General features: G+C 45.9%; 22 protein-coding genes. 7 read left to right on the plus strand and 15 right to left on the minus strand.

The genetic code is table 11. The features are described from left to right. Window positions 1-320: 320 nt before the first annotated feature. Together ykgO and DYB02_RS13520 are read right to left on the minus strand one after the other, a co-directional pair. Window positions 321-446 carry a type B 50S ribosomal protein L36 gene (ykgO, locus tag DYB02_RS13515; protein WP_005380299.1) on the minus strand — a complete coding sequence of 42 codons (126 nt, stop codon included), beginning with the start codon at window positions 444-446 and terminating at the stop codon, window positions 321-323. Between the two features lie 3 nt (window positions 447-449). Next, a complete protein-coding gene (locus DYB02_RS13520; RefSeq protein ID WP_005479047.1) occupies window positions 450-710 on the minus strand; it encodes a type B 50S ribosomal protein L31 in 261 nt (86 codons plus the stop codon). 122 nt (window positions 711-832) lie between these two features. Here DYB02_RS13520 and tsaA point away from each other — a divergent pair, with 122 nt between their 5' ends. From tsaA to DYB02_RS13545, 5 genes are all read left to right on the plus strand, one after another. Beyond that, on the plus strand, window positions 833-1,528 hold the full coding sequence (tsaA, locus tag DYB02_RS13525) for a tRNA (N6-threonylcarbamoyladenosine(37)-N6)-methyltransferase TrmO (RefSeq protein WP_017447760.1): 696 nt from the start codon (window positions 833-835) through the stop codon (window positions 1,526-1,528). Window positions 1,529-1,639: 111 nt separating this feature from the next. After that, window positions 1,640-3,355 (plus strand): proline--tRNA ligase, encoded by a 1,716-nt coding sequence (locus DYB02_RS13530; RefSeq protein WP_005479053.1) that lies wholly within the window; start codon window positions 1,640-1,642, stop codon window positions 3,353-3,355. 163 nt (window positions 3,356-3,518) lie between these two features. Beyond that, a complete protein-coding gene (locus tag DYB02_RS13535) occupies window positions 3,519-4,187 on the plus strand; it encodes a tellurite resistance TerB family protein (RefSeq protein ID WP_029795537.1) in 669 nt (222 codons plus the stop codon). A gap of 111 nt (window positions 4,188-4,298) precedes the next feature. Continuing rightward, window positions 4,299-4,505, plus strand: coding sequence for a YaeP family protein (locus tag DYB02_RS13540; protein ID WP_005391765.1), 207 nt, complete (start codon window positions 4,299-4,301; stop codon window positions 4,503-4,505). Beyond that, the gene (locus DYB02_RS13545) at window positions 4,505-4,696 is read left to right on the plus strand and encodes a DUF4250 domain-containing protein (protein ID WP_005456636.1); all 192 of its coding nucleotides are present in this window, start codon (window positions 4,505-4,507) and stop codon (window positions 4,694-4,696) included. Before DYB02_RS13540 ends, DYB02_RS13545 begins: the two co-directional genes overlap by 1 nt. 84 nt (window positions 4,697-4,780) lie before the next feature. On the opposite strand, the gene DYB02_RS13550 is transcribed toward DYB02_RS13545, so the two are convergent. Then, window positions 4,781-6,145 carry a sodium-dependent transporter gene (locus tag DYB02_RS13550; RefSeq protein ID WP_029806514.1) on the minus strand — a complete coding sequence of 455 codons (1,365 nt, stop codon included), beginning with the start codon at window positions 6,143-6,145 and terminating at the stop codon, window positions 4,781-4,783. A 388-nt stretch (window positions 6,146-6,533) separates the two neighbouring features. Between DYB02_RS13550 and DYB02_RS13555 the strand changes: the two genes are divergently transcribed. After that, a complete protein-coding gene (locus DYB02_RS13555) occupies window positions 6,534-9,080 on the plus strand; it encodes an Ig-like domain-containing protein (protein WP_029806512.1) in 2,547 nt (848 codons plus the stop codon). 141 nt (window positions 9,081-9,221) lie between these two features. Here DYB02_RS13555 and DYB02_RS13560 read toward each other — a convergent pair whose 3' ends face one another. Then, entirely contained in the window at window positions 9,222-9,965 is a 744-nt protein-coding gene (locus tag DYB02_RS13560; RefSeq protein WP_029805058.1) for a YggN family protein, read from the minus strand. A gap of 61 nt (window positions 9,966-10,026) precedes the next feature. Further along, a complete protein-coding gene (locus DYB02_RS13565) occupies window positions 10,027-10,506 on the minus strand; it encodes a GreA/GreB family elongation factor (protein WP_015297155.1) in 480 nt (159 codons plus the stop codon). A 76-nt stretch (window positions 10,507-10,582) separates the two neighbouring features. On the opposite strand from DYB02_RS13565, the gene DYB02_RS13570 reads away from it, so the two are divergent. After that, on the plus strand, window positions 10,583-12,508 hold the full coding sequence (locus DYB02_RS13570; RefSeq protein ID WP_025983323.1) for a RecQ family ATP-dependent DNA helicase: 1,926 nt from the start codon (window positions 10,583-10,585) through the stop codon (window positions 12,506-12,508). Window position 12,509: 1 nt separating this feature from the next. Here DYB02_RS13570 and dinB read toward each other — a convergent pair whose 3' ends face one another. The 10 genes from dinB to DYB02_RS13620 all read right to left on the minus strand — a co-directional run bounded on the left by dinB (window position 12,510) and on the right by DYB02_RS13620 (window position 21,380). Continuing rightward, on the minus strand, window positions 12,510-13,574 hold the full coding sequence (gene dinB, locus DYB02_RS13575) for a DNA polymerase IV (protein ID WP_029805056.1): 1,065 nt from the start codon (window positions 13,572-13,574) through the stop codon (window positions 12,510-12,512). Window positions 13,575-13,695: 121 nt separating this feature from the next. Beyond that, window positions 13,696-13,929 carry a DUF2789 domain-containing protein gene (locus tag DYB02_RS13580; RefSeq protein ID WP_025509231.1) on the minus strand — a complete coding sequence of 78 codons (234 nt, stop codon included), beginning with the start codon at window positions 13,927-13,929 and terminating at the stop codon, window positions 13,696-13,698. Window positions 13,930-14,105: 176 nt separating this feature from the next. Then, entirely contained in the window at window positions 14,106-14,339 is a 234-nt protein-coding gene (gene nqrM, locus DYB02_RS13585) for a (Na+)-NQR maturation NqrM (protein ID WP_005436655.1), read from the minus strand. 22 nt (window positions 14,340-14,361) lie between these two features. Beyond that, complete coding sequence (locus tag DYB02_RS13590; protein ID WP_005494217.1) at window positions 14,362-15,366, minus strand: FAD:protein FMN transferase; 1,005 nt, start codon at window positions 15,364-15,366, stop codon at window positions 14,362-14,364. A gap of 155 nt (window positions 15,367-15,521) precedes the next feature. Next, on the minus strand, window positions 15,522-16,745 hold the full coding sequence (gene nqrF, locus DYB02_RS13595; RefSeq protein ID WP_005456545.1) for an NADH:ubiquinone reductase (Na(+)-transporting) subunit F: 1,224 nt from the start codon (window positions 16,743-16,745) through the stop codon (window positions 15,522-15,524). A gap of 33 nt (window positions 16,746-16,778) precedes the next feature. Further along, window positions 16,779-17,375 (minus strand): NADH:ubiquinone reductase (Na(+)-transporting) subunit E, encoded by a 597-nt coding sequence (gene nqrE / locus DYB02_RS13600; RefSeq protein WP_005436652.1) that lies wholly within the window; start codon window positions 17,373-17,375, stop codon window positions 16,779-16,781. Window positions 17,376-17,382: 7 nt separating this feature from the next. After that, window positions 17,383-18,015 (minus strand): NADH:ubiquinone reductase (Na(+)-transporting) subunit D, encoded by a 633-nt coding sequence (locus DYB02_RS13605; RefSeq protein WP_005456515.1) that lies wholly within the window; start codon window positions 18,013-18,015, stop codon window positions 17,383-17,385. Continuing rightward, complete coding sequence (locus tag DYB02_RS13610; protein WP_005456526.1) at window positions 18,015-18,800, minus strand: Na(+)-translocating NADH-quinone reductase subunit C; 786 nt, start codon at window positions 18,798-18,800, stop codon at window positions 18,015-18,017. The genes DYB02_RS13605 and DYB02_RS13610 overlap by 1 nt, the downstream gene beginning before the upstream one ends. Continuing rightward, the gene (locus DYB02_RS13615; RefSeq protein WP_005456580.1) at window positions 18,790-20,034 is read right to left on the minus strand and encodes an NADH:ubiquinone reductase (Na(+)-transporting) subunit B; all 1,245 of its coding nucleotides are present in this window, start codon (window positions 20,032-20,034) and stop codon (window positions 18,790-18,792) included. The genes DYB02_RS13610 and DYB02_RS13615 overlap by 11 nt, the downstream gene beginning before the upstream one ends. Before the next feature lie 5 nt (window positions 20,035-20,039). After that, on the minus strand, window positions 20,040-21,380 hold the full coding sequence (locus DYB02_RS13620) for a Na(+)-translocating NADH-quinone reductase subunit A (RefSeq protein WP_005494215.1): 1,341 nt from the start codon (window positions 21,378-21,380) through the stop codon (window positions 20,040-20,042). Window positions 21,381-21,499: the final 119 nt, after the last annotated feature.

Here is a 21,499-nt window from a genome sequence, read left to right on the forward strand (position 1 = left end):
AATTAACCAATATTATAAATTAAACAAAGATATAACCATTAGATATGCAGGAATGCCTAATCCCTATATAAAGTCCGAATGCAAAGATAGTGTATGGTGTAAGCTCAAAGAGCCGAGCAGTCTGCAAACGTTCAATTTTGACTTGAATAACGACGAAGTCGTGCCAGTAAAAACCATGCCAAGCACGAGCGAATAAACGTTGGCACTTGGCGAGTATTAGGTGGGCGTGTAGATTCATAGCTGCTGAGGCAATCATCCGTTGTCATGGACGAAAATACCTTCAATTTCGCTACACACCCCTTTGTTGTTCGTTTCTACTGTTATTTTTGTACAGCTTTGAACCTCGGATTTGTCTTACAAATAACGTACAAGCGCCCTCTTCTTTTCACTATCTGACAGTCAGGATGACGGCTCTTCGCGCTTTTAAGTGATTTCACAACTTTCATGACTTATTCCTTCTCACTAGTAAATTGACCAAAACGACGGTTGAAGTTCGCAATACGCCCTTCCGCTTGAACCACTCGTTGCTTACCTGTGTAAAACGGATGAGAAGACGACGACACGTCCAATGTGAAGTACGGGTATGTTTTTCCGTCTTTCCACTCAATGGTGCGATCGGTTTTCAATGTTGAGCCGACAACAAAGTATTCATCCACACTTGTGTCATGAAACACCACTGGACGATAGTCAGGATGGATTCCTGGTTTCATTTCAATTTCCTTTAAACTAAATTGTTATGTTATAACATTTTAATTAATAATCATTCCCAATAAGAAATGCAAGAGAAATTTGTGATACTTTTTCACTTAAATGAATCTTGAAGAAATTTGCTATGTATTCGATTGAGCCGATTGGCATCATTGAAACCCCTTACAAAGAGAAGTTTGCCGTCCCTCGCCAACCGCGCCTAGTTCCAGCCGCTAAAGCGCGAGTAAAACTGTTAGGCGAGGCAAATAGCCCAGAAGCGGTGCGCGGATTAGAACAGTTCTCTCACGTCTGGTTATTGTTTCTGTTTGACCAAAATTTGGAGGCAGGATGGAAACCAACCGTACGGCCTCCTCGTTTGGGTGGAAATGAGCGTATTGGCGTGTTTGCTTCGCGCTCTACCTTTCGACCAAATGGCATTGGAATGTCGGCAGTCGAAGTGAAAGGCATCACGAAGAAAGGTGATCAAATATATATTGATCTTGGCAGTGTTGATTTGGTCGATGGCACACCGATTGTCGACATCAAACCTTATATTCCTTACTCAGATGCCATTCCTGAAGCGATTGGCGGCTACGCTGGTGAAGAGCCTGAAAAATCGAACGTCACCTTTTCGTCTCAAGCATTGGCGATGCTAGCAAAGCGATCCGATACTCAATATGTACAATCGGTGATCGAACAAGTTCTAGCTCAGGATCCTCGTCCTGCATACAAGAAGAACAAACCGGATACCAAGGAATATGCGGTAAATTTGTTCGATCTGAACGTTAAGTTCAGCGTGAATAGCAACTTAATAACAGTTACGGCGATTGAAAGCTTTTGACAAAGCCAATTGGCTGATATTATAAACGGCTAACAATTTTCCCTTCTTGGGACCTTCATACTCCTGTCCATTCTGGCTTGAGTAACTAACTTTAATAAACGGATAAATTTAATGCGTACCAGTAATTATCTTCTTTCTACTCTGAAGGAGACTCCAAACGACGCAGAAGTAGTGAGCCACCAGCTCATGCTACGTGCAGGTATGATCCGTAAGCTGGCTTCAGGTCTTTACACCTGGCTGCCTACTGGTCTACGTGTGCTGCGTAAAGTCGAAAACATCGTTCGTCAAGAAATCGACAATGCAGGTGCAGTCGAAACTTTGATGCCCGTTGTTCAGCCGTTTGAACTATGGGAAGAGACAGGCCGCAGCGAGAAGATGGGTCCTGAGCTACTTCGCTTTACTGACCGTCATGTTCGTCCGTTTGTACTTAGCCCAACAGCTGAAGAAGTGATCACTAGCCTTGTGCGTAATGAAGTGAGCTCTTACAAACAGCTTCCGCTAAACCTGTACCAAATCCAAACTAAATTCCGTGACGAACGTCGTCCACGTTTCGGCGTAATGCGTGCACGCGAATTCTGCATGATGGATGCATACAGCTTCGACATCGACAAAGCAGGTCTAGAGAAATCTTACCAAGCAATGCACGATGCTTACTGTAAAGCATTTGACCGTATGGGTCTTGAGTACCGTCCAGTACTTGCTGACTCAGGCGCTATCGGTGGTAGCGGCTCTCAAGAGTTCCACGTACTTGCAGACAGCGGCGAAGACCTAATTGCATTCTCTACTGAGTCTGATTACGCAGCGAACATCGAAAAAGCAGAAGCGTTAGCGCCTGCGGTAGAACGCGCAGAACCAACTCAAGAAATGACACTAGTTGATACTCCAAACGCGAAAACAATCGCAGAGTTGGTTGAGCAACACGGTCTACCTATCGAGAAAACCGTTAAAACGCTATTTGTTAAGGCGTCTGACGAAATCGATGCACCAATCATTGCGTTGATCGTTCGTGGTGACCACGAGCTAAACGAAGTGAAAGCAGAAAACCTACCTCAAGTGGCTTCTCCACTAGAGATGGCATCAGAAGAAGAAATTCGTGAACTGATCGGTGCTGGCCCTGGTTCTCTTGGCCCTGTAGGCCTAGAACTGCCATTCATCGTTGACCGCAGCGTAGCAGTCATGAGCGACTTTGGCGCTGGCGCAAACATCGACGGTAAACACTACTTCGGTATTAACTGGGGTCGTGACGTTGAACTGGGTCAAGTAGAAGATCTACGTAACGTAGTAGAAGGCGATCCAAGCCCATGTGGTAAAGGTACGCTAATGCTGAAACGTGGTATCGAAGTTGGTCATATCTTCCAACTTGGTAACGTTTACTCAGAAGCAATGAACTGTAGCGTTCTTGGCCCTGACGGTAAAAACGTAATCCTAGAGATGGGTTGTTACGGCATCGGTGTATCGCGTGTTGTTGCTTCTGCGATTGAACAGAACCACGACAAATACGGCATCATTTGGCCAGACGCAATTGCACCTTTCCAAGTAGCAATCGTGCCAATGAACATGCACAAATCTGAGCGCGTAAAAGAAGCAGCAGAGAAGCTATACGCGGAACTAACTGCTATGGGCATCGAAGTTCTATTTGATGACCGTAAAGAACGCCCAGGTGTAATGTTCTCTGACATCGAGTTGATCGGTATCCCTCACACTATCGTGATTGGCGATCGCAGCATGGATGAAGGTAACTTCGAATACAAAAACCGTCGTACTGGCGAGAAAACTCCAGTAGCGATGGCGGATATTGTTGAGCACGTTAAATCTCAACTTAAATAAACGCCTAAAAGGTTTCGATTAAATAAAAGGGTTGGCTTCGGTCAACCCTTTTCTATTGTCCTCAGAAATGACACTGACCCTAATTTCTTTACTATTCATTTCGTTAATCTTTGGTTCAGCTTGTTGTTTGTACACTGATCTCAACATTTACAGGAGGTCAGTCATGGATTTAAAAAGTCTTCTAAACCAAGCGCTCAACTCTGATTTACTCAAACAAGGTGCTGGCGCCCTGGGTAAGCAAACTCAAAACATCAAATCATCATCCAGCTCTAGCCAGTTCAAAACTCTCGGCGCAGGAGCCATCGGTGGTGGATTGATTGGCATGCTTATGGGCTCAAAGAAAAGCAAAAAGATGGCGAAGAAAATGGGTTCTGGCGCGCTTAAAGTCGGTGGAGCGGCAGCACTCGGTGCACTTGCCTACAAAGTGTATAACGATTGGCAAGCTAAGCAGAGTGATCAAGGCGTCCATGAACCCTTCGATCCACAAGATAGCAAACACAGCGTATTAATTTTAAAAGCCATGATTGGTGCAGCCAAAGCCGATGGTCATGTCGATGATGTGGAAATGGCCCGAATTGAACAAGCCCTTACAGAAATGGGGGCAGATGAACACGTTCGTCAGTTGGTTCAGCAAGAGTTGCATAAGCCACTTGATCCAGAAGAAATTGCAAGCCAAGCGTCGACACCACAGCAAGCTTCTGAGATCTATTTAGCGTCACTCATTGTTGCCGATGAACAAAACTTCATGGAAAAAGCTTACTTACAAGAACTGGCTAAGCAGCTTCAGCTTTCTCCGGAAGTGACGTATCAATTAGAAGCGCAGATGCAGTGATTAAAGCTTGTCCAAGATGCACCTCAACTTGAGCCAAAACAACTCTCAGCTTTGAGTTTCAAATCCGCTATGTGTATATTGAGATAAGTTATCATTTAGTGGAAAGAAAACATGCAAGTATACGGCTGTTGTGAATTAGTTCGTGAGCTTTATGCTCAAATTGGTAGCGGCGATCAAGCCTACATCCCTCAAGCAATTTCTTGTGCAGTAAAAGCGCTAAACGATGTTGCGGCGGATGAATCTTTGCCAAAAGAAGTACGTGAGAAAGCGGCGTTTGCGGCTGCAAACCTACTGATTTCAGATTTTGAGGACAAGTAATGAACTTAGCGAACTTTGAATCGATGGACCCAGTCATGCTGATGAGCATCGTCAACATGAAGCTACGTGACGACTTCGGCGGTGATCTGGATAAGCTGGTTGCTTTTTTTGATATAGACCGCGCGGCACTTGAAGCAAAATTGGCTACGGCAGGGTTTGATTTCTTACCCGAAGCAGGTCAGTTCCGTTAATCACGACGGCAACCCCAACGACAATAATGAAAAGGGCTTGATGAATACATCAAGCCCTTTTCGTTTATGCTGTATCTTTGCTTGTTAACCGAATGATGCCCAGATCACCGTCGCAACTAATACAGGGCACACAAACTTCACATACGCAGGCCACAATTTACCAAACCAGCCTTGTGTGAATTCAGGGCAACCCTGCTCAAGCTCTTTAATTTTAGAGTTACGATTCCATACCCAACCACCAAACAAGCAGAACAGTAGTGCCGCCGTTGGCTGTAAATACTGAGTTGCAACCGTTGCAACCATGCCAAACAACGCGCCAAAGTTGTACACAATCACTACGCTGAACAGAGCAATAAAACCACCTAGCACCCAGCTAGTCGCACTGCGCTTAGTATTGAAACGTTCACTCACTAACGCCACCGGACACTCTAACATTGAGATGGAAGACGTAAGCGCCGCAATCGTCAGCAATAAGAAAAACACGATTGAGAACAGTTGGCCAAGTAAACCTAAGCTATCAAACATCAGTGGCAATACGGTAAATACCAAGGTGTCTGAGCTCAATAGAGAACCGTCTTCAGCGTAGATTTGGACACCTTTTTGCATCGCAACAAACATCGCTGGCATCACCACTAGTCCTGCAATAAAGGCAACAGCCGTATCGACCAAGGTCACATTCATTGCCATCTTTGGAAGGTTCTCTTTCTTGCTCAAGTAAGAGCCGTAGATCAGCATTGAACAACCACCAATCGTCAGTGAGAAGAAGCCCTGCCCCATTGCAGCAAGAATTAGTTTACGGTCCCATACTTTCTCGAAATCAGGCACCAAGTAATGCTTCAGACCTTCCATCGCGCCGTTTTGAGTCATGATGTAAACAAACAGCAAACCGAATAACACGAACAACGCAGGCATTAGACGTGTTGACCATTTCTCAATGCCTTGTTTAACGCCACCTTGCACGATCAAAATGGTAAGTACATAAAATGTAATCGTACCGAACAAGTTGCGCTCTACACTAAAACCTTTTAACCATTGAGTCGCCGCTTCCATTCCCATGATGTCGGTAACCGCACCTAGCAAAAAGCAGATCAACCAACCGCCAACAATGGAATAAAACGCTAAGACTGCACTTGGTACACTCAAACCAATCCAGCCCACAATACCGCCAAGCTTTTTGCCTGTCGGGTGGTTGGTTAATGCACGCATGCTATCTACTGGGTTGGCTTGACCATGACGACCAATCGCCATTTCAACCACCAGCATAGGAAAAGCAACGATAAGAATCATCACTAAATAAACCAGCAAGAAGGCTCCACCACCATTACTTGCTGCTTGTGTTGGGAAGCCCCAAATATTACCCAGACCAACCGCAGCGCCGGCGGCTGCTAAGATGAATCCGAGACGAGAGCCAAAATGCTCGCGAGGCTGAGAAGAAGTTTGTTGTGTCATACCACTCACACAAAATATCAATGAACTAGCTAACTAGTACACTATAGCAATATTAACTAATCAACAAGAGCAAGCAGGTCAAATACTCGACAAACGATGCAAATGGCAGACATTCAGTTTGTAAATTTTTACATACATCTCATATTCATCATCCCGTCATCAAACCGTTATTTGCCATCAAATCGACTGTATCACCACGCAAAAACCACTGATTCATTCATCGTGAAGTGAGCCGAAAAATAATGAGCTCGACTGTAAGAGGCGAATAGTTCCTCGTGATATTGTGTCGAAAAGCAGAATATTGTTCTTCGCTTTTTCCCCCTTATGTCTATTTATCAGCTAGTTATTACTCTGTTCTCATTTATATCCATGACTCAAGGAGAGGAAAATGAAGGTCACTCTACTTCACGGAGCGGTGGTAGCTGCACTCAGTGTTAGCTATCAAGCTCAAGCCTACAACTGTCAAAGCCTGCCTGATTGGGATAGCACTGCGATCTACACCTCAGGCACTCAAGTGAAAACTCAAGGTGCAGCCTATGAGGCCGCTTATTGGACACAAGGTAACGACCCCGTCACCAACTCAGGTTCATGGGAAGCGTGGAAGGCATTAGGTCAATGCGATGGCGGAAACAGTAATCTGTCACCAACGGTGTCCTTCTCTTCTCCAACGAACAACGCGCACATTCCTGAAGGCAGCGCCATTACTCTGTTAGCCAATGCGTCCGACGAGGACGGACAGGTCACACAAGTGGAGTTTTTAGCGGGTGACCAAACCGTTGCTATCGTCACCCAAGCGCCATTTGAGGCTTCTTGGACCGCAGCCCAAGGCGTTTCTCAACTCACCGCGATTGCGACAGACAATGAAGGCGCAGTAACCTCCACAACGGTTGCTATCGTCGTTCAGCCTCAAGTAGAGCTGCCACCACCTAGCATTACTCTCACTAGTCCAACAGGTACGGAAACACTGAGTGTGGGGGATAACCTAACCGTCACTGCTCAAGCTGATGACTTTGATGGCGTAGTTACTCAAGTTGAGTTCTTCGTTAACAACCAATCTGTCACCATTGATACCAGTGCACCTTACGAATACCAATGGACAGCGAGTGTTGGCACGCACTCATTTAAAGCTCAAGCGACAGATGACTCTAATCTCTCTACCATGAGTCAAGAAGTGGCGCTGGTCGTCGCGAATTCAGAAACAGGCAATGGTGGGTGTGCTGATGCTCTACCTTACGTTGCTGGCACACGTTATGAAGTAGGTGCTCTGGTATCTAACCTTAACCAAAAATATCGTTGTGACGTTGCGGGTTGGTGTTCGTCCGATGCAACATGGGCCTACGAGCCAGGTGAAGGCCTGTACTGGAAAGACGCTTGGACTGGCCTAGGAGCGTGCTCAACACCACCTCAAGTTACCATTACCGCCCCAACTGATGGGCAAGTCGTGCTCGCAGGCAGCAACAACGAAATCGCAGCCAACGCAAGCGACTTAGATGGCACGGTTACGCAAGTGGAGTTTTACGCGAATAACGTTCGCTTAGGTGTCGTTACTCAAGCGCCATATTCCGTAACTTGGAACGCCACACTTATTGGCGCTAACCAGCTTAAAGCCGTTGCAACCGATAACGACAACAATACGTCAGAATCTGTTGTGAACGTAAATGTCAGTGATAAAGATTTAGTCATCTCTCTTACTTCGCCTAGCGCAGGTCAAACGGTTGGCTTAGGCAAAAATCTCGCATTAAGCGCCGATGCAACGTCTTTAACTTCAGGCATTAAGCAAGTTGACTTTATGGTCAACGGCGCCGTTGTCGCCACAGATACGACTGCACCTTACTCTGCGAACTGGACACCAGCCGCAATCGGACAGTTTACCGTAAGCGCTCAAGCCGTCGATCTTGCCGGAAGCACCGCATTATCTGACGCGGCAGCGGTGACAGTTGTAGAGCAGACAGAAAAACGTCATAAACTGATTGGTTACTGGCACAACTTCGTGAACGGTGCGGGTTGCCCAATCAGACTGGCAGACATGGCTGACGCTTGGGATGTGATTGATATTGCCTTTGCTGAAAACGACCGAAACAGCGATGGCACAGTGCACTTCAACCTGTATTCTGGCGATATTTACAGTGATTGTCCTGCACTCGACCCAACGCAATTCAAACAAGATATGGCTGCATTGCAAGCGAAAGGTAAGAAGTTCGTTCTATCTCTTGGAGGCGCTGAAGGCACTATCACTCTAAACACTGACCAAGACGAAGCGAACTTTGTTTCTAGTCTAACTGGCCTTATCGCTGAATGGGGCTTTGATGGTCTCGATGTGGATTTAGAGAGTGGATCTAACCTAGTACACGGTTCACAAATTCAAGCTCGTCTTGGTCGTGCTTTGCTGCAAATTGAGCAAAACATGGGGGGCGATATGTACCTAACCATGGCACCTGAACACCCTTATGTTCAAGGCGGTTACGTCGCTTACAGCGGAATTTGGGGAGCGTACATTCCAGTGATCAACGATACTCGCAGCACGCTCGACTTGCTTCATGTTCAGCTATACAACAACGGCGGTCTACCAAACCCGTACCTACCAGGTTCTGCACCAGAAGGCTCTGTTGATATGATGGTCGCTCAATCTAAGATGCTTATCGAAGGTTTTGAACTAGCCGACGGCACTCAGTTTGCGCCATTGCGTGATGATCAAGTCGCGATCGGTTTACCTTCAGGCCCAAGCTCGGCAAACTCAGGTCAGGCTCCGACACAAAATATTCTTAGTGCGCTAGACTGTTTAACAAAAGGCACATCCTGTGGCACCGTTAAACCAGCGTTCAACTACCCGAATTATGCTGGCGTAATGACGTGGTCTATCAACTGGGATCAGCATGATGGCTTTAACTTCTCAAAACCTGTTGGTGATAAGTTAACTCAGATGAACGCGCAATAAGCGCCTTTAAGCCGGTTAGGTGCGTTTGGTCAAACCCTCGCAACTCGACCAAAAGATGGAACCACTAAAACGAAAAGAGAGCGCCACACGGCGCTCTCTTTCTTTGTATTTTTAGATGTTGTTTCTACGCGAAGCGATTCATCAAATGGTAAAGACTCGATAGTCTTTCAACTCAGGAATTTTCTTCAACAAATCGTCTTCTTGCCCTGCCATACTGTCCAGAGATTCACATAAGTCTTCCGCTTGTTGCTCCACCTCTTTCGAATGTTCAGCCAGACGCTGCTCAACTTTCGCACTTAATTCTGCCATGCTTTCAGAGAGTGCTGTTAGGTTTAAACCACCCTCTTCTTTCATTTTTTTCGATAAAGCATCGAACGCGCTAGCCAGAAACTCTTTATTAAAAATCTCCTGCGCTTTTTCAAAATCTTTCGTCCAGCCCTGCGTCATCGATTCAAAGCTGTCTGCAGGCAAAATAAAATCACCATCTTTGTAATAACGAGATTGCACATCAGCAAAGAAGTCTTTAACTGCAACTTTTACGTTATCAAACGCGCCCGGCGCATCCAAACTCGCTGCCACATCATCAATGATGTCATTGGCAAGTTCCAAGCCATCACTCGCTAGCTGCTTAGCTTGAGGGATATAGGCATTCATTTTTTCGCGATATGCTTCAATCGCGGCTTTCTGCTCTGCATCGAGTTCAATCAACTCACCTTTGATGAACAAGTTGTTGTCTTCGTCCACGACGGCTTTATCACCAGAAGTCTGGCGAATTTCCAAACTCTGTCCATCCATACGAACTTCATTATGGATGTCCACACGACATTGCGCTGCATAACCTGTTGCACTAACCATCAGCAATGAAAGTGTAAGAAGTTTCTTCATGTCATTCTCTTATCTTCAAAATAACTTCTGTTAAACATAACACTCTGTTATACATTTGATGTCAGGACACCGTCACGACTTCGTAACAAGTTGTTTTATCGCCAATTTTCATCTCAAACTCTTCACCTTCCTCTTTGCCAAGTAACGCTCGTCCCAATGGTGATTTCGCTGTTAAGACAAAGACTTCCTGATCTTGCCAAGCCACCGTTAGTCCACCAGAGCACGGACCGATGAAAAAGCGTTTTTCGATATTATTCTCATCGACGAGAACCACATACGCGCCTACACCTATTGGCGCATCCGTAAAGTCGCGAATAACCATTGAGCGATACTGACGCAGTTCGTCCTCACTCTCTTGTACTCGCATTGCTTGGCCATGAGCAAGATAGGAAGCCTCTAATGCAAGCGTGTCGTACTTATGCTCGGGCACTGTTTCTTCGTCCGTTGCGGCATCGATGGCTCTTTGGGTGGAAGCGTGTGCAATTCGAAGTTTTTCTTCCAATTGATGAATGATGATTTGGATTAACTCAGCTTTGTTCATACTTTTTGAAGGCGCGCTCAGTAGGCAGGATATGTTAATGTACTCTAGTCTATCACCGAAGAAAGGTTTCCCTAACATGCAAAGTACCCAGTTACTACAAACGCTTCAATCCGTGTTTGGTTTTGACTCATTACGCCAAGGCCAACAACCAGTTATTGAATCGGTCATGAATGGTTACTCTGCAGCAGCAATATTTCCAACGGGCTCGGGCAAATCTCTTTGTTATCAACTCCCCGCCACCATGCTGCCAAACCTCACTTTAGTGATCTCGCCATTACTGGCACTAATGAAAGATCAGCTGAGCTTTTTGCAAAGCAAAGGGATCGCCGCCGCTTCTATTGATAGCAGCCAAAGCAGAGAAGAAGCGCAACGCGTAATGGTTGGAGTCAAAAACGGTGAAATCAAAATTTTGATGATTTCTGTCGAACGCCTCAAAAACGAACGCTTTCGCGAGTTCATTCGTCAGGTGCCAATCTCTTTGATGGTGGTCGATGAAGCGCACTGTATCTCTGAGTGGGGGCATAACTTCCGTCCGGATTACCTCAAGTTGCCGCAATATCAGCGAGAACTGAATATTCCCCAAACCTTGTTGCTGACCGCCACAGCAACACCTGCCGTTATTGAGGACATGAAAAATAAATTCGATATTGCGAGTGACCACATTACTGTAACTGGCTTTTACCGTTCGAACCTCGATATTTCAGTCATCCCTTGCGAAGAGTCCGAAAAGCAAACGCAACTCAACACGATTGTCGCCGCAGCCCCTAAACTGCCAACTATCGTTTACGTAACGCAACAGCAAACTGCAGAGCAAGTGGCTAAGTCATTGATCCACATTGGCGTTAACGCTCATGCGTATCATGCAGGAATGAAAAGTGAAGTTCGTGAGCAAATACAACAGCAATTTATGGCGAGCCAAATTGACTGCATTGTGGCCACGATTGCCTTTGGGATGGGTGTCGACAAATCAGACATTCGCCGAGTAATTCACTTTGATCTACCTAAATCCATTGAAAACTATGCACAAGAAATAGGTCGAGCAGGACGCGACGGACAACGCTCTGAATGCATTCTGCTTGGCAATACTTCTGGGCTAACTGTATTAGAAAACTTTGTGTTTGGCGACACGCCTGAGCGCTCTTCGATTAGTTATGTATTGGGTCAAATCAAAGAGCACCAACCTCAGTGGGAAGTCGTGCCACTACGTTTGTCTCGCGAGAGCAATATCCGCCAGTTACCACTCAAGACGCTGTTGGTGTATTTAGAGCTTGCGAAAGTGATCGAAGCTAAGTTTAGCTACTTTGCCGAATATCGATTCAAATTCCTACAAGATCAGCAATTCATCGTTAACCAATTCCAAGGAGAACGACGCGAGTTTGTAGAAGCCATTTTCACTTGTTCGACCAAAGCGAAAGTATGGTGCCAAGTCGATCTCGATGCTCTTTGGATGCATTATCACTCGGAACGTAGCCGCGTTGTCGCTGCACTGGATTACTTTCATCAGAATGGTTGGGTTGAACTGGAAAGCAAGCAGCTAACCGATGTGTATTCCGTCTTACCTGAGACACAGAATATCGAAGACATCACGCAGCATCTGTACGAGCTGTTCCAGTCTAAAGAGCGCAAAGACATCGACCGAATTCACGCCATGCTGGGGTTATTCCAATCGTCAGATTGTTTAAGTCATCAATTAGCGAGTTACTTTGCCGACCACAACGCCCCGGCTCACTGCGGTCATTGTTCTGTGTGTCGAGGACAGAGAGCGGCGTTCCCACCTCGGATTTACGATCAACCTGAACCAACAGTCGCCTCCGCCTGGATTGTAGAGTTTGTCCAACTTTCCCCTTCTGCAATCAGTAACGAAGCCATCGCCCGATTCTTATGCGGCATCAGCACGCCGTTGATCAGCCAACTTAAAGCCTCAAAGCTATCTGGGTATGGTGCATTGGCTAATGTGTCCTTCGAACAGGTACTACAATTGGTTGAAAGTGTGCGGGAATAGATTAAAAGAAGCTAAGTTGACGAGCTTGCTCTTCTGGCTTGAGCACAACGCTCAAGCCTAAGAGGCGAATTTCACGACCATTTTGACGCTTTAGAATGTCTTTTAGCAGCAACTTAAAGTCCTCAAGTTCTAACTGAGGATGAATGTGTTCAATGGTAGTGAGCTGGAAGTCCGCGAACTTTACCTTAATGCCTTGCTTAATGATCGATTTGTCTGGACTGGCACGCTCCAGTCGCTTTTCCAGTTCAGGATAAAGTTTCTCTTCGATCACTTGCCAGCACTCATCATAAGTAGAGATGTTTTGGCTAAACGTTCGCTCAACACCAACCGACTTTCTCTCACGCTCGACCACAACTTCTCGATCATCGATACCGTGACTGCGTTTCCACAATGATGCGCCTTGGCGACCGAATTGGCGTAACAGTTCTCGATAGTCGCTATTTTTAATGTCTTCACACAGATAAAAGCCCGCTTGATGTAACTTTTCTAGACTGACCTTACCAACTCCAGGGATTTTTTCTAGTGGTAGCTTATCGACCACTTCTTGAACTTTCTCAGGAGGAATAACAAACTGTCCATTGGGTTTGTTCATATCCGAAGCAACTTTAGCGAGAAACTTAATCGGCGCGATTCCAGCTGATGCCGTCAGGCCCAACTCGTTTCGAATATCATTACGGATAGACTCCGCAATCAGGGTTGCTGAGCCCCTGCAAGCTGTCGCATCGGTAACATCTAGGTAGGCCTCATCAAGAGAAAGAGGTTCAATTAAGGAAGTATAACGTTCGAAGATAGCTCGAATTTGCAGTGAGACTTGTTTGTAGATATGCATTCGACCGGGAACAACGAGCAAATGCGGGCAAAGCTGCAACGCACGAGCGGTAGGCATGGCACTACGTACACCAAACTTGCGTGCTTCGTAGTTACACGTGCTAATGACGCCGCGCTGTTTTTCATGCCCGCCAACCGCAAGCGCTATATCTCGATAATTTGGGTTATCTCGCATCTCGACGGCAGCATAAAAACAATCCATATCGACATGAATAATCTTTCTGATTCGCTCTGACATACCCGACAAAACACTGGTTAAAAATACAGTATAATTCAATTAACGAAGCAAGAAAATGAAAGATTAAAACCACCGCACAGAGAACTTTCTAATGGGTTGAGTTATCTTTTTTTATCGTGGTTCAATCACGCAACATTACATCGAGCTGATCCACAAGCTCAGCCCAATCAGCATCTTCTTCAATAGCTTGTTTTAAAAATGCGGCCTGAGAAAGTGTCCAGAAACTCGCTTCGTGTAAAGGTGCTGATTCACGTTTATGTCGATGCGTATTGACGAAATCTTTAATTTCTTTGGAAGAGCTCCCTAACCCGAGCTGATTGAAAAGATCAGCCATGCCATGTTGATGTAATTCCATTGTGTCCTCCGACTCGAATGAACCTTTATTTGAGTATATACCTCACCCAATTATGCGCCCGTGAAAGTACTAATATTTCACTCTCTATGTAGAAAGCACGGCGCTTTGATACATGCAAAAAATAACCCAGCCGAAGCTGGGTTATAGAAAAATGATAAGCACTCTATGCTTGCGCGTTACGCGATACGGTCTTTTTCCCACGCAGCTAGCTTTTCAGCACGAGCAGCTTCGCGAGCTTCACGCTTCTTGCGCGCGTCACATGGCTCTGGGCAGTTACATACTTTCTCTATGCCGACTGCGCCAAGACCACCACAGCTGCCTTTCACTACTTTCTTCTGGAAGATGTAGCCAACGGCCATCGCTGCGATCACCGCAACAAACACTGCAAATGTAATTAGAAATGTACTCATAAGAACATGCTCACTTCTGATGTTATTTGTTCATGAATGGCTTGTATGCTTCCGAAGCCAGCTCTTTAAAACCATCTTCCGTTTTCACAATCATGAAAACAGGAATGTTATTTTCGTTCGCGATTTCCATGCCTTTTTCTTCGCCTAGCACCATAAGACCCGTTGCTAGACCATCAGCAGTCATCGACGATTTATCCAATACTGTCACAGACACCACTTTATGATGGATTGGTTTGCCTGTTTGCGGATTGATAATGTGAGAGTATCGCACACCATTGCTCTCAAAGTAATTACGGTAGTCACCACTTGTTGCAATTGCCATGTCACCTGGTTCGATGATCTCTTGAATAGATCGCTCATCAACCGTTGGTTTCTCAATCGCGATTCGCCATGGCACACCTTCTCGGTTAATACCTTTCAAACGCATTTCGCCACCAACTTCGACCATGTAGTTTTTGATCCCTACCGATTGTAGGTAATCAGCAACCACATCAACCCCCCAACCTTTTGCAATCGTTGATAGGTCAACATACAAATTAGGAATGTCCTTTGACAGTTTATTGCCATCAACGGTCAGGTGGTGAATCCCAGTGTTTGCCTTACGAGCCGCTAACTCTTCATCAGAAGGCACTACGTCAGGGCGAGCTTCTGGGCCAAAGCCCCAAAGGTTAACCAGAGGACCAACCGTTACATCGAGCGCACCTAAAGTTAGGCCATTGAGACGAACCGCTTCTTTTACTACGGTTGCCGTTTGCGCTGACACTTCGAAAGGCTCACTTGTTTGATGCTGGTTAAAACGACTCAGCTCTGAGTCTTCACGGTAAGTCGACATTTGATCGTTGACTTCTTCAAGCAGTCGATCGATTTCCGTTTGCAGAGCCTTCGGCGTCGGAATGCCGTCTTGCTCAATGTATTTAATGTTGTAAGAAGTCCCCATTGTAGGACCGCTTAGATGAATTTGATCAGCAGGCTGTTCACAACCAGCCAAAATCAATAGAGAAGCGAATGCAACAAGCCACTTTTTCACTTGTTTACTCCCATTGTTGTTGAATTGATATGGGAAATAGGACCATGTCCGTCAATCCAATTTCCTATAGCAACTGTTGAATATGGTTTTGTATTTCAGAAAAAATAATGGCTAGCCCTTAGAGAGCTAGCCATAAATACAATCACTTGGAGGGATTAACCACCGAAGTCATCTAGTAGGATGTTCTCATCCTCTACACCTAGGTCTTTCAGCATGCCGATAACAGCCGCGTTCATCATAGGTGGACCACACATGTAGTACTCACAGTCTTCTGGAGCTTCGTGATCACGTAAGTAGTTCTCGTAAAGAACGTTGTGAATGAAGCCTGTGTAACCATCCCAGTTATCTTCTGGAAGTGGATCTGACAGTGCACAGTGCCATACGAAGTTGTCGTTCTCAGCCGCTAGGCCATCGAAGTCTTCAACGTAGAACATTTCACGTTTAGAACGTGCACCGTACCAGAATGACATCTTGCGCTTAGAGTGCAGACGTTTTAGCTGGTCGAAGATATGAGAACGCATTGGAGCCATACCTGCACCACCACCAATGAATACCATTTCTGCGTCAGTGTCTTTCGCGAAGAACTCACCAAATGGGCCAGAGATAGTACACTTGTCGCCTTCTTTCAAAGACCAGATGTACGAAGACATGATGCCCGGTGGTACGTCTGGGTTGTTCGGCGGCGGAGTTGCGATACGAACGTTAAGCATGATGATACCGTGCTCTTCAGGGTAGTTAGCCATTGAGTATGCACGAATTGTTTCTTCATTAACTTTAGACTCGTAACGGAAAAGATTGAACTTCTCCCAGTCCTCACGGTATTCCTGAGGAATATCGTAGTCTGCGTATTTAACGTGGTGAGCTGGCGCTTCAATCTGGATGTAACCACCAGCACGGAAAGGTACTGATTCGCCATCTGGAATTTGTAGCTTAAGCTCTTTGATGAATGTCGCTTTGTTATCGTTAGAGATAACCGTACATTCCCACTTCTTAACGCCGAAGATTTCTTCTGGTAGTTCGATGTCCATGTCAGTTTTCACTGCCACCTGACACGCTAGACGCTCACCTTCACGAGCTTCACCTTTCGTGATGTGATCAAGCTCAGTTGGTAGGATGTCGCCACCGCCAGATTTAACTTTTACGCGGCACTGACCACAAGAGCCACCGCCACCACAAGCAGAAGATACGAATACGCCAGCACCAGCTAGAGCACTCAGTAACTTACCGCCTGGTTGTGTAACGATCGCTTTATCAGCGTCACCGTTCACAGAAATTGTAATGTCACCTGTTGGTACAAGCTTAGACTTAGCGAAAAGAATCACTAGTACTAGCGCAAGTACGATCAGAGTAAACATCACTACACCAAGAATAATGTCCATTGACTATTCCTTAATTGTTGCGGTTTACCCGACTTACAGTTGAACACCAGAGAAAGACATAAAGCCTAACGCCATAAGACCTACAGTGATGAATGTGATGCCAAGACCACGTAGACCTGGAGGTACGTCAGAGTACTTCATCTTCTCACGGATACCTGCAAGAGCAACGATTGCTAGCATCCAACCCACACCAGAACCGAAACCGTAAACAACAGATTCAGCAAAGTTGTAGTCACGTTGTACCATGAAAGATACACCACCGAAGATCGCACAGTTTACTGTGATCAACGGTAGGAAGATGCCTAGCGCGTTGTACAAAGGTGGGAAGAAACGGTCAAGAACCATCTCTAGGATCTGTACAAGTGCTGCAATTACACCGATAAAGGTGATGAAGTTTAGGAAGCTAAGGTCCACGCCCTCAACTAACGCATTTTCTTTCAGAACTAGGTTGTAAACTAGGTTGTTCACAGGAACAGCGATAGTCAAAACTACCACAACTGCAACACCTAGACCGAAAGAGGTCTTAACTTTCTTAGATACGGCAAGGAAAGTACACATACCTAGGAAGAAAGACAGTGCCATGTTCTCGATGAAAATCGATTTAACTAACAGACTGATGTAATGTTCCATGACGCCCTTACTCCTTCGCTTCTACTTGTTCTGGTTTAAACACACGGATTACCCAGATCAGGAAGCCGATTAGGAAGAATGCAGATGGTGCTAGTAGCATTAGACCGTTAGGCTGGTACCAACCACCGTTGCTCACTAGAGGTAGTACTTCCATACCAAATAGTTTGCCTGAGCCGAATAGCTCACGGAAGAAACCAACAGTGATAAGAACGAAACCGTAACCTAGACCGTTACCAATACCGTCGATTAGAGAAGGTACTGGCGCAGACTTCATTGCGAATGCTTCAGCACGACCCATTACGATACAGTTTGTGATGATCAGGCCAACGAATACTGATAGCTGTTTAGAGATATCGTATAGGTAAGCTTTTAGCACCTGGTCTACCACGATTACTAGAGATGCGATGATCGCCATTTGAACGATGATACGCACACTGTTAGGAATGTGGTTACGGATCAGAGAAACAGAGAAGTTAGACAGAGCAGTTACGAATGTTACCGCTAGTGTCATTACAAACGCCGTTTCTAGTTTAGTTGTTACTGCAAGAGCAGAACATACACCAAGAACTTGTAGCGCGATCGGGTTGTTATCCAACACCGGCGCCATAATGCTCTTTTTAATGTTTTGTGCGCTAGACATTAGTTCAGACCTCCGTCACGAACTTTTGCTAGGAAAGGACCAAAGCCCATGTCACCTAACCAGAAGTCGAATGTACCTTGAACACCGTTACCAGTTAGTGTCGCACCAGATAGGCCATCAACGCCGTGTTCAGAACCTGCTGGCGCACCACCTTTAACAACCTTGATTGCTGGTTTGTGGTTTTCGTCGAACAGTTTCTTACCAACCCATTGAGCACGCCATGATGGGTTCTCAACTTCACCACCAAGTCCAGGAGTTTCACCTTGCTCGTAGTAAGTGATACCAGACACAGTGTTACCGTCAGTTTCAACTGCAACGAATGCGTACATCATCGACCATAGACCGTTACCGTGAACTGGGATGATAACTTTAGAAACGTCATCACCGTTTTTCACTAGGTATACGATACCCGTGTTAGCACGACGAATGATCTTAGCTTTGTCTTGCTCAGCTGTAAGCTTAATAGACGTCGCATTGTCTTTCGCTGCTTTACGTTGATCGTAGTTAGCTGCTTTAGAACCATCAGCCGCTTCTTCAACGAATTCGCCTGTTGCGAAATCAACCAAGCGAGGCTCGATGTATTCAGCATATAGCTCAGGTACTTTCTTACCATTTGCTTCAATGCCAGCAACTTCAACAATCTTTGATTGTTTATCTAGGACAGCGTTAGCTTTTTGCTTATCACGCAGACCTACTGCTGCTGTTGATACGATGATTGAACAAACAAGGCTCAACCCGATAACAACACCCAGCGTCTTTTTAATGCTGTCGTTATTACTTGCCATAGCGTGCTAGTCTCCGCTTGATGTTCTTCTCAATTACTACATGGTCGAACAGAGGTGCGAATAGGTTCGCGAATAGAATCGCCAGCATCATACCTTCTGGGTACGCTGGGTTAACTACACGGATCATCACACACATTGCACCGATTAGGATGCCGTACCACCATTTACCTTTGTTAGTAAATGAAGCTGATACTGGGTCTGTAGCCATGAAGAACATACCGAATGCAAAACCACCTAGAACTAGGTGCCAGTGCCATGGCATGTTGAACATTGGGTTGGTGTCAGAACCGACCACGTTAAACAGTGTCGATACTGCAATCATACCGATCATTACACCCGCAATGATGCGCCATGAAGCGATTCGCATGTAAACGATCATCGCTGCACCGATCATTAGAGCAAGAGTCGATACTTCACCAATTGAACCAGGGATGTTGCCGATGAAAGCATCCATCCAAGTGATAGGAGCGCCAGTGATGTTGTTGATCAACGCGCCGCTACCGCCGTGAGCCCATTGGCTAAGAGCAGTTGCACCAGAGAAGCCGTCAGCTGCAGTCCAAACTACGTCACCCGAGATTTGCGCTGGGTAAGCAAAGAATAGGAAAGCACGACCTGCAAGTGCAGGGTTAAGGAAGTTGCGACCTGTACCACCGAAGATCTCTTTAGCAACAACAACACCAAATGTAATACCTAGTGCCGCTTGCCATAGAGGTAGCGTTGGTGGAACGATAAGTGCGAAAAGAATAGAAGTTACAAAGAAACCTTCGTTAACTTCGTGCTTACGCACCATACAGAAAAGCACTTCCCAGAAACCACCAACAAGGAATACTGTTGCGTAGATTGGTAGGAAGTACGTCGCACCTAGTAGCATCTTACTGCCGACGCCTGCATCAGCAGAAATCGATCCGCCTAGCATCTCAGTCAGCCAGTAGTGCCAGTTACCTGCGATAACTGTCGCTAGTTGATCACCAGCGTACATGTGGTTTAGAGCTGCAATAGCTTGGCCACCTGCGTTGTACATACCCCAGAACATTGCTGGGAATACCGCAAACCAAACCATGATCATGATACGTTTTAGGTCAACGCTATCACGAACGTGTGAGCTTTTCTTTGTTACTAGACCTGGCGTGTAGAAAACTGTAGCGACAGCTTCGTACAGGGCAAACCATTTTTCATGTTTACCACCAGGCTCAAAGTGATGCTCGATGTCTTCAAGAAACTTTTTAAGAGCCATGGAAATTACCCTTCCTTCTCGATCTTATCTAGGCATTCACGAAGTAGTTGACCGTACTCGTACTTACCAGGACAAACAAAGGTACACAATGCCAAATCTTCTTCGTCTAGCTCTAGAGCGCCCAGTGCTTGAGCACTGTCACTATCGCCCGCGCATAGATCGCGAAGTAGCAAAGTAGGTTCCATATCTAATGGCATTACGCGTTCGTAGCTGCCGATTGGAACCATTGAACGGTCACTACCATTAGTCGATGTTGTCATGTTGAACAACTGACCTTTGAATAGGTGACCAAGGAATGAGCGAGTTACTGAGAACTTGTTCTTACCAGGCATAGCCCAGCCGAGCAGTTCTTTTTCACGGCCTTCGCGTAATACAGAAACCTGCTGATGGTAACGGCCAAGGTACGCGTGTGGACCTGTAGCGTGAGTACCAGTTAGTACTGAGCCAGAGATCACACGAACTTCGCCAGGCATCAGTTCGCTATCTGTTAGGTCGTCAAGGCTAGCACCCATTACGGTACGAACCAGACGTGGGTTATTCACCACTGGGCCCGCTAGAGAGATAACACGGTCTGTGTATAGCTCACCTGTTAGGAACAGCTTACCGAACGCGATAACGTCTTGGTAGTTGATGCTCCAAGCCACGTTTTCTGCATTTACTGGGTATAGGAAATGCATGTGGGTGCCAGCAAGACCTGCTGGGTGAGGGCCATCGAAGACGTGTTCTTCTACGTTAGACTGAGAAGAGCGTGGCAAGCTAGTGCCAGATTTACATACGTAAACCTTGCCTTCTGTCAGGGCTGAAAGAATGTCTAGACCGGCAATGAATGCTTCTTGTTGTTCGTTAATGATCAACTCAGGCTTAGCTGCAAGAGGATTAGTATCCATTGCAGTTACGAAAATAGCCTTAGTAGCAGACTCGATTGCTGGAACCTTGCTAAACGGACGAGTACGTAAAGCGGTCCAAAGGCCAGATTCAACCAGTTGAGTCTTGATCACTTCGCGATCTAGACCAGATAGTTGAGCGGCTTCGAACTTATCGAATGTCACCTGCTCTTCACCTGCCACTTCAATCACTACAGATTGAAGGACACGTTTAGCGCCACGGTTAACTTCGATCACTTTACCGGCTGCTGGTGCAGTAAATTTCACGCCAGGGTTCTTCTTGTCTTCAAAAAGAATTTGCGCTTTTTTCACTTCATCACCAACGCGGACATGCATGGTAGGACGCATGCCAACGTACTCTTCGCCAAGCAAGGCGACTTTTTTGATGGTCTTACCATCATTAATCACCTGGGATGGAGTTCCTGCGATAGGAAGATCCAAGCCCTTCTTTATTGTAATCATACGCACTTGCACTACTTTTATCGGGAAAAAGATTCTTTTGATTGCGTAACTTTTAGACACGACATCAGTGTCCGGTTTTGATGTTGTTTAAAACACCAAAATCGCAACATCCTATTAAA

The sequence above is a fragment of the Vibrio parahaemolyticus genome, from assembly GCF_900460535.1.
Classification (GTDB): domain Bacteria; phylum Pseudomonadota; class Gammaproteobacteria; order Enterobacterales; family Vibrionaceae; genus Vibrio; species Vibrio parahaemolyticus.

Bases quoted from the DNA above. Each gene is read 5' to 3' on its own strand.
- ykgO (WP_005380299.1), bottom strand. From the start codon at position 446: ATGAAAGTTGTGAAATCACTTAAAAGCGCGAAGAGCCGTCATCCTGAC.
- DYB02_RS13520 (WP_005479047.1), bottom strand. From the start codon at position 710: ATGAAACCAGGAATCCATCCTGACTATCGTCCAGTGGTGTTTCATGAC.
- tsaA (WP_017447760.1), top strand. From the start codon at position 833: ATGTATTCGATTGAGCCGATTGGCATCATTGAAACCCCTTACAAAGAG.
- DYB02_RS13530 (WP_005479053.1), top strand. From the start codon at position 1,640: ATGCGTACCAGTAATTATCTTCTTTCTACTCTGAAGGAGACTCCAAAC.
- DYB02_RS13535 (WP_029795537.1), top strand. From the start codon at position 3,519: ATGGATTTAAAAAGTCTTCTAAACCAAGCGCTCAACTCTGATTTACTC.
- DYB02_RS13540 (WP_005391765.1), top strand. From the start codon at position 4,299: ATGCAAGTATACGGCTGTTGTGAATTAGTTCGTGAGCTTTATGCTCAA.
- DYB02_RS13545 (WP_005456636.1), top strand. From the start codon at position 4,505: ATGAACTTAGCGAACTTTGAATCGATGGACCCAGTCATGCTGATGAGC.
- DYB02_RS13550 (WP_029806514.1), bottom strand. From the start codon at position 6,145: ATGACACAACAAACTTCTTCTCAGCCTCGCGAGCATTTTGGCTCTCGT.
- DYB02_RS13555 (WP_029806512.1), top strand. From the start codon at position 6,534: ATGAAGGTCACTCTACTTCACGGAGCGGTGGTAGCTGCACTCAGTGTT.
- DYB02_RS13560 (WP_029805058.1), bottom strand. From the start codon at position 9,965: ATGAAGAAACTTCTTACACTTTCATTGCTGATGGTTAGTGCAACAGGT.
- DYB02_RS13565 (WP_015297155.1), bottom strand. From the start codon at position 10,506: ATGAACAAAGCTGAGTTAATCCAAATCATCATTCATCAATTGGAAGAA.
- DYB02_RS13570 (WP_025983323.1), top strand. From the start codon at position 10,583: ATGCAAAGTACCCAGTTACTACAAACGCTTCAATCCGTGTTTGGTTTT.
- dinB (WP_029805056.1), bottom strand. From the start codon at position 13,574: ATGTCAGAGCGAATCAGAAAGATTATTCATGTCGATATGGATTGTTTT.
- DYB02_RS13580 (WP_025509231.1), bottom strand. From the start codon at position 13,929: ATGGAATTACATCAACATGGCATGGCTGATCTTTTCAATCAGCTCGGG.
- nqrM (WP_005436655.1), bottom strand. From the start codon at position 14,339: ATGAGTACATTTCTAATTACATTTGCAGTGTTTGTTGCGGTGATCGCA.
- nqrF (WP_005456545.1), bottom strand. From the start codon at position 16,745: ATGGACATTATTCTTGGTGTAGTGATGTTTACTCTGATCGTACTTGCG.
- nqrE (WP_005436652.1), bottom strand. From the start codon at position 17,375: ATGGAACATTACATCAGTCTGTTAGTTAAATCGATTTTCATCGAGAAC.
- DYB02_RS13605 (WP_005456515.1), bottom strand. From the start codon at position 18,015: ATGTCTAGCGCACAAAACATTAAAAAGAGCATTATGGCGCCGGTGTTG.
- DYB02_RS13610 (WP_005456526.1), bottom strand. From the start codon at position 18,800: ATGGCAAGTAATAACGACAGCATTAAAAAGACGCTGGGTGTTGTTATC.
- DYB02_RS13615 (WP_005456580.1), bottom strand. From the start codon at position 20,034: ATGGCTCTTAAAAAGTTTCTTGAAGACATCGAGCATCACTTTGAGCCT.
- DYB02_RS13620 (WP_005494215.1), bottom strand. From the start codon at position 21,380: ATGATTACAATAAAGAAGGGCTTGGATCTTCCTATCGCAGGAACTCCA.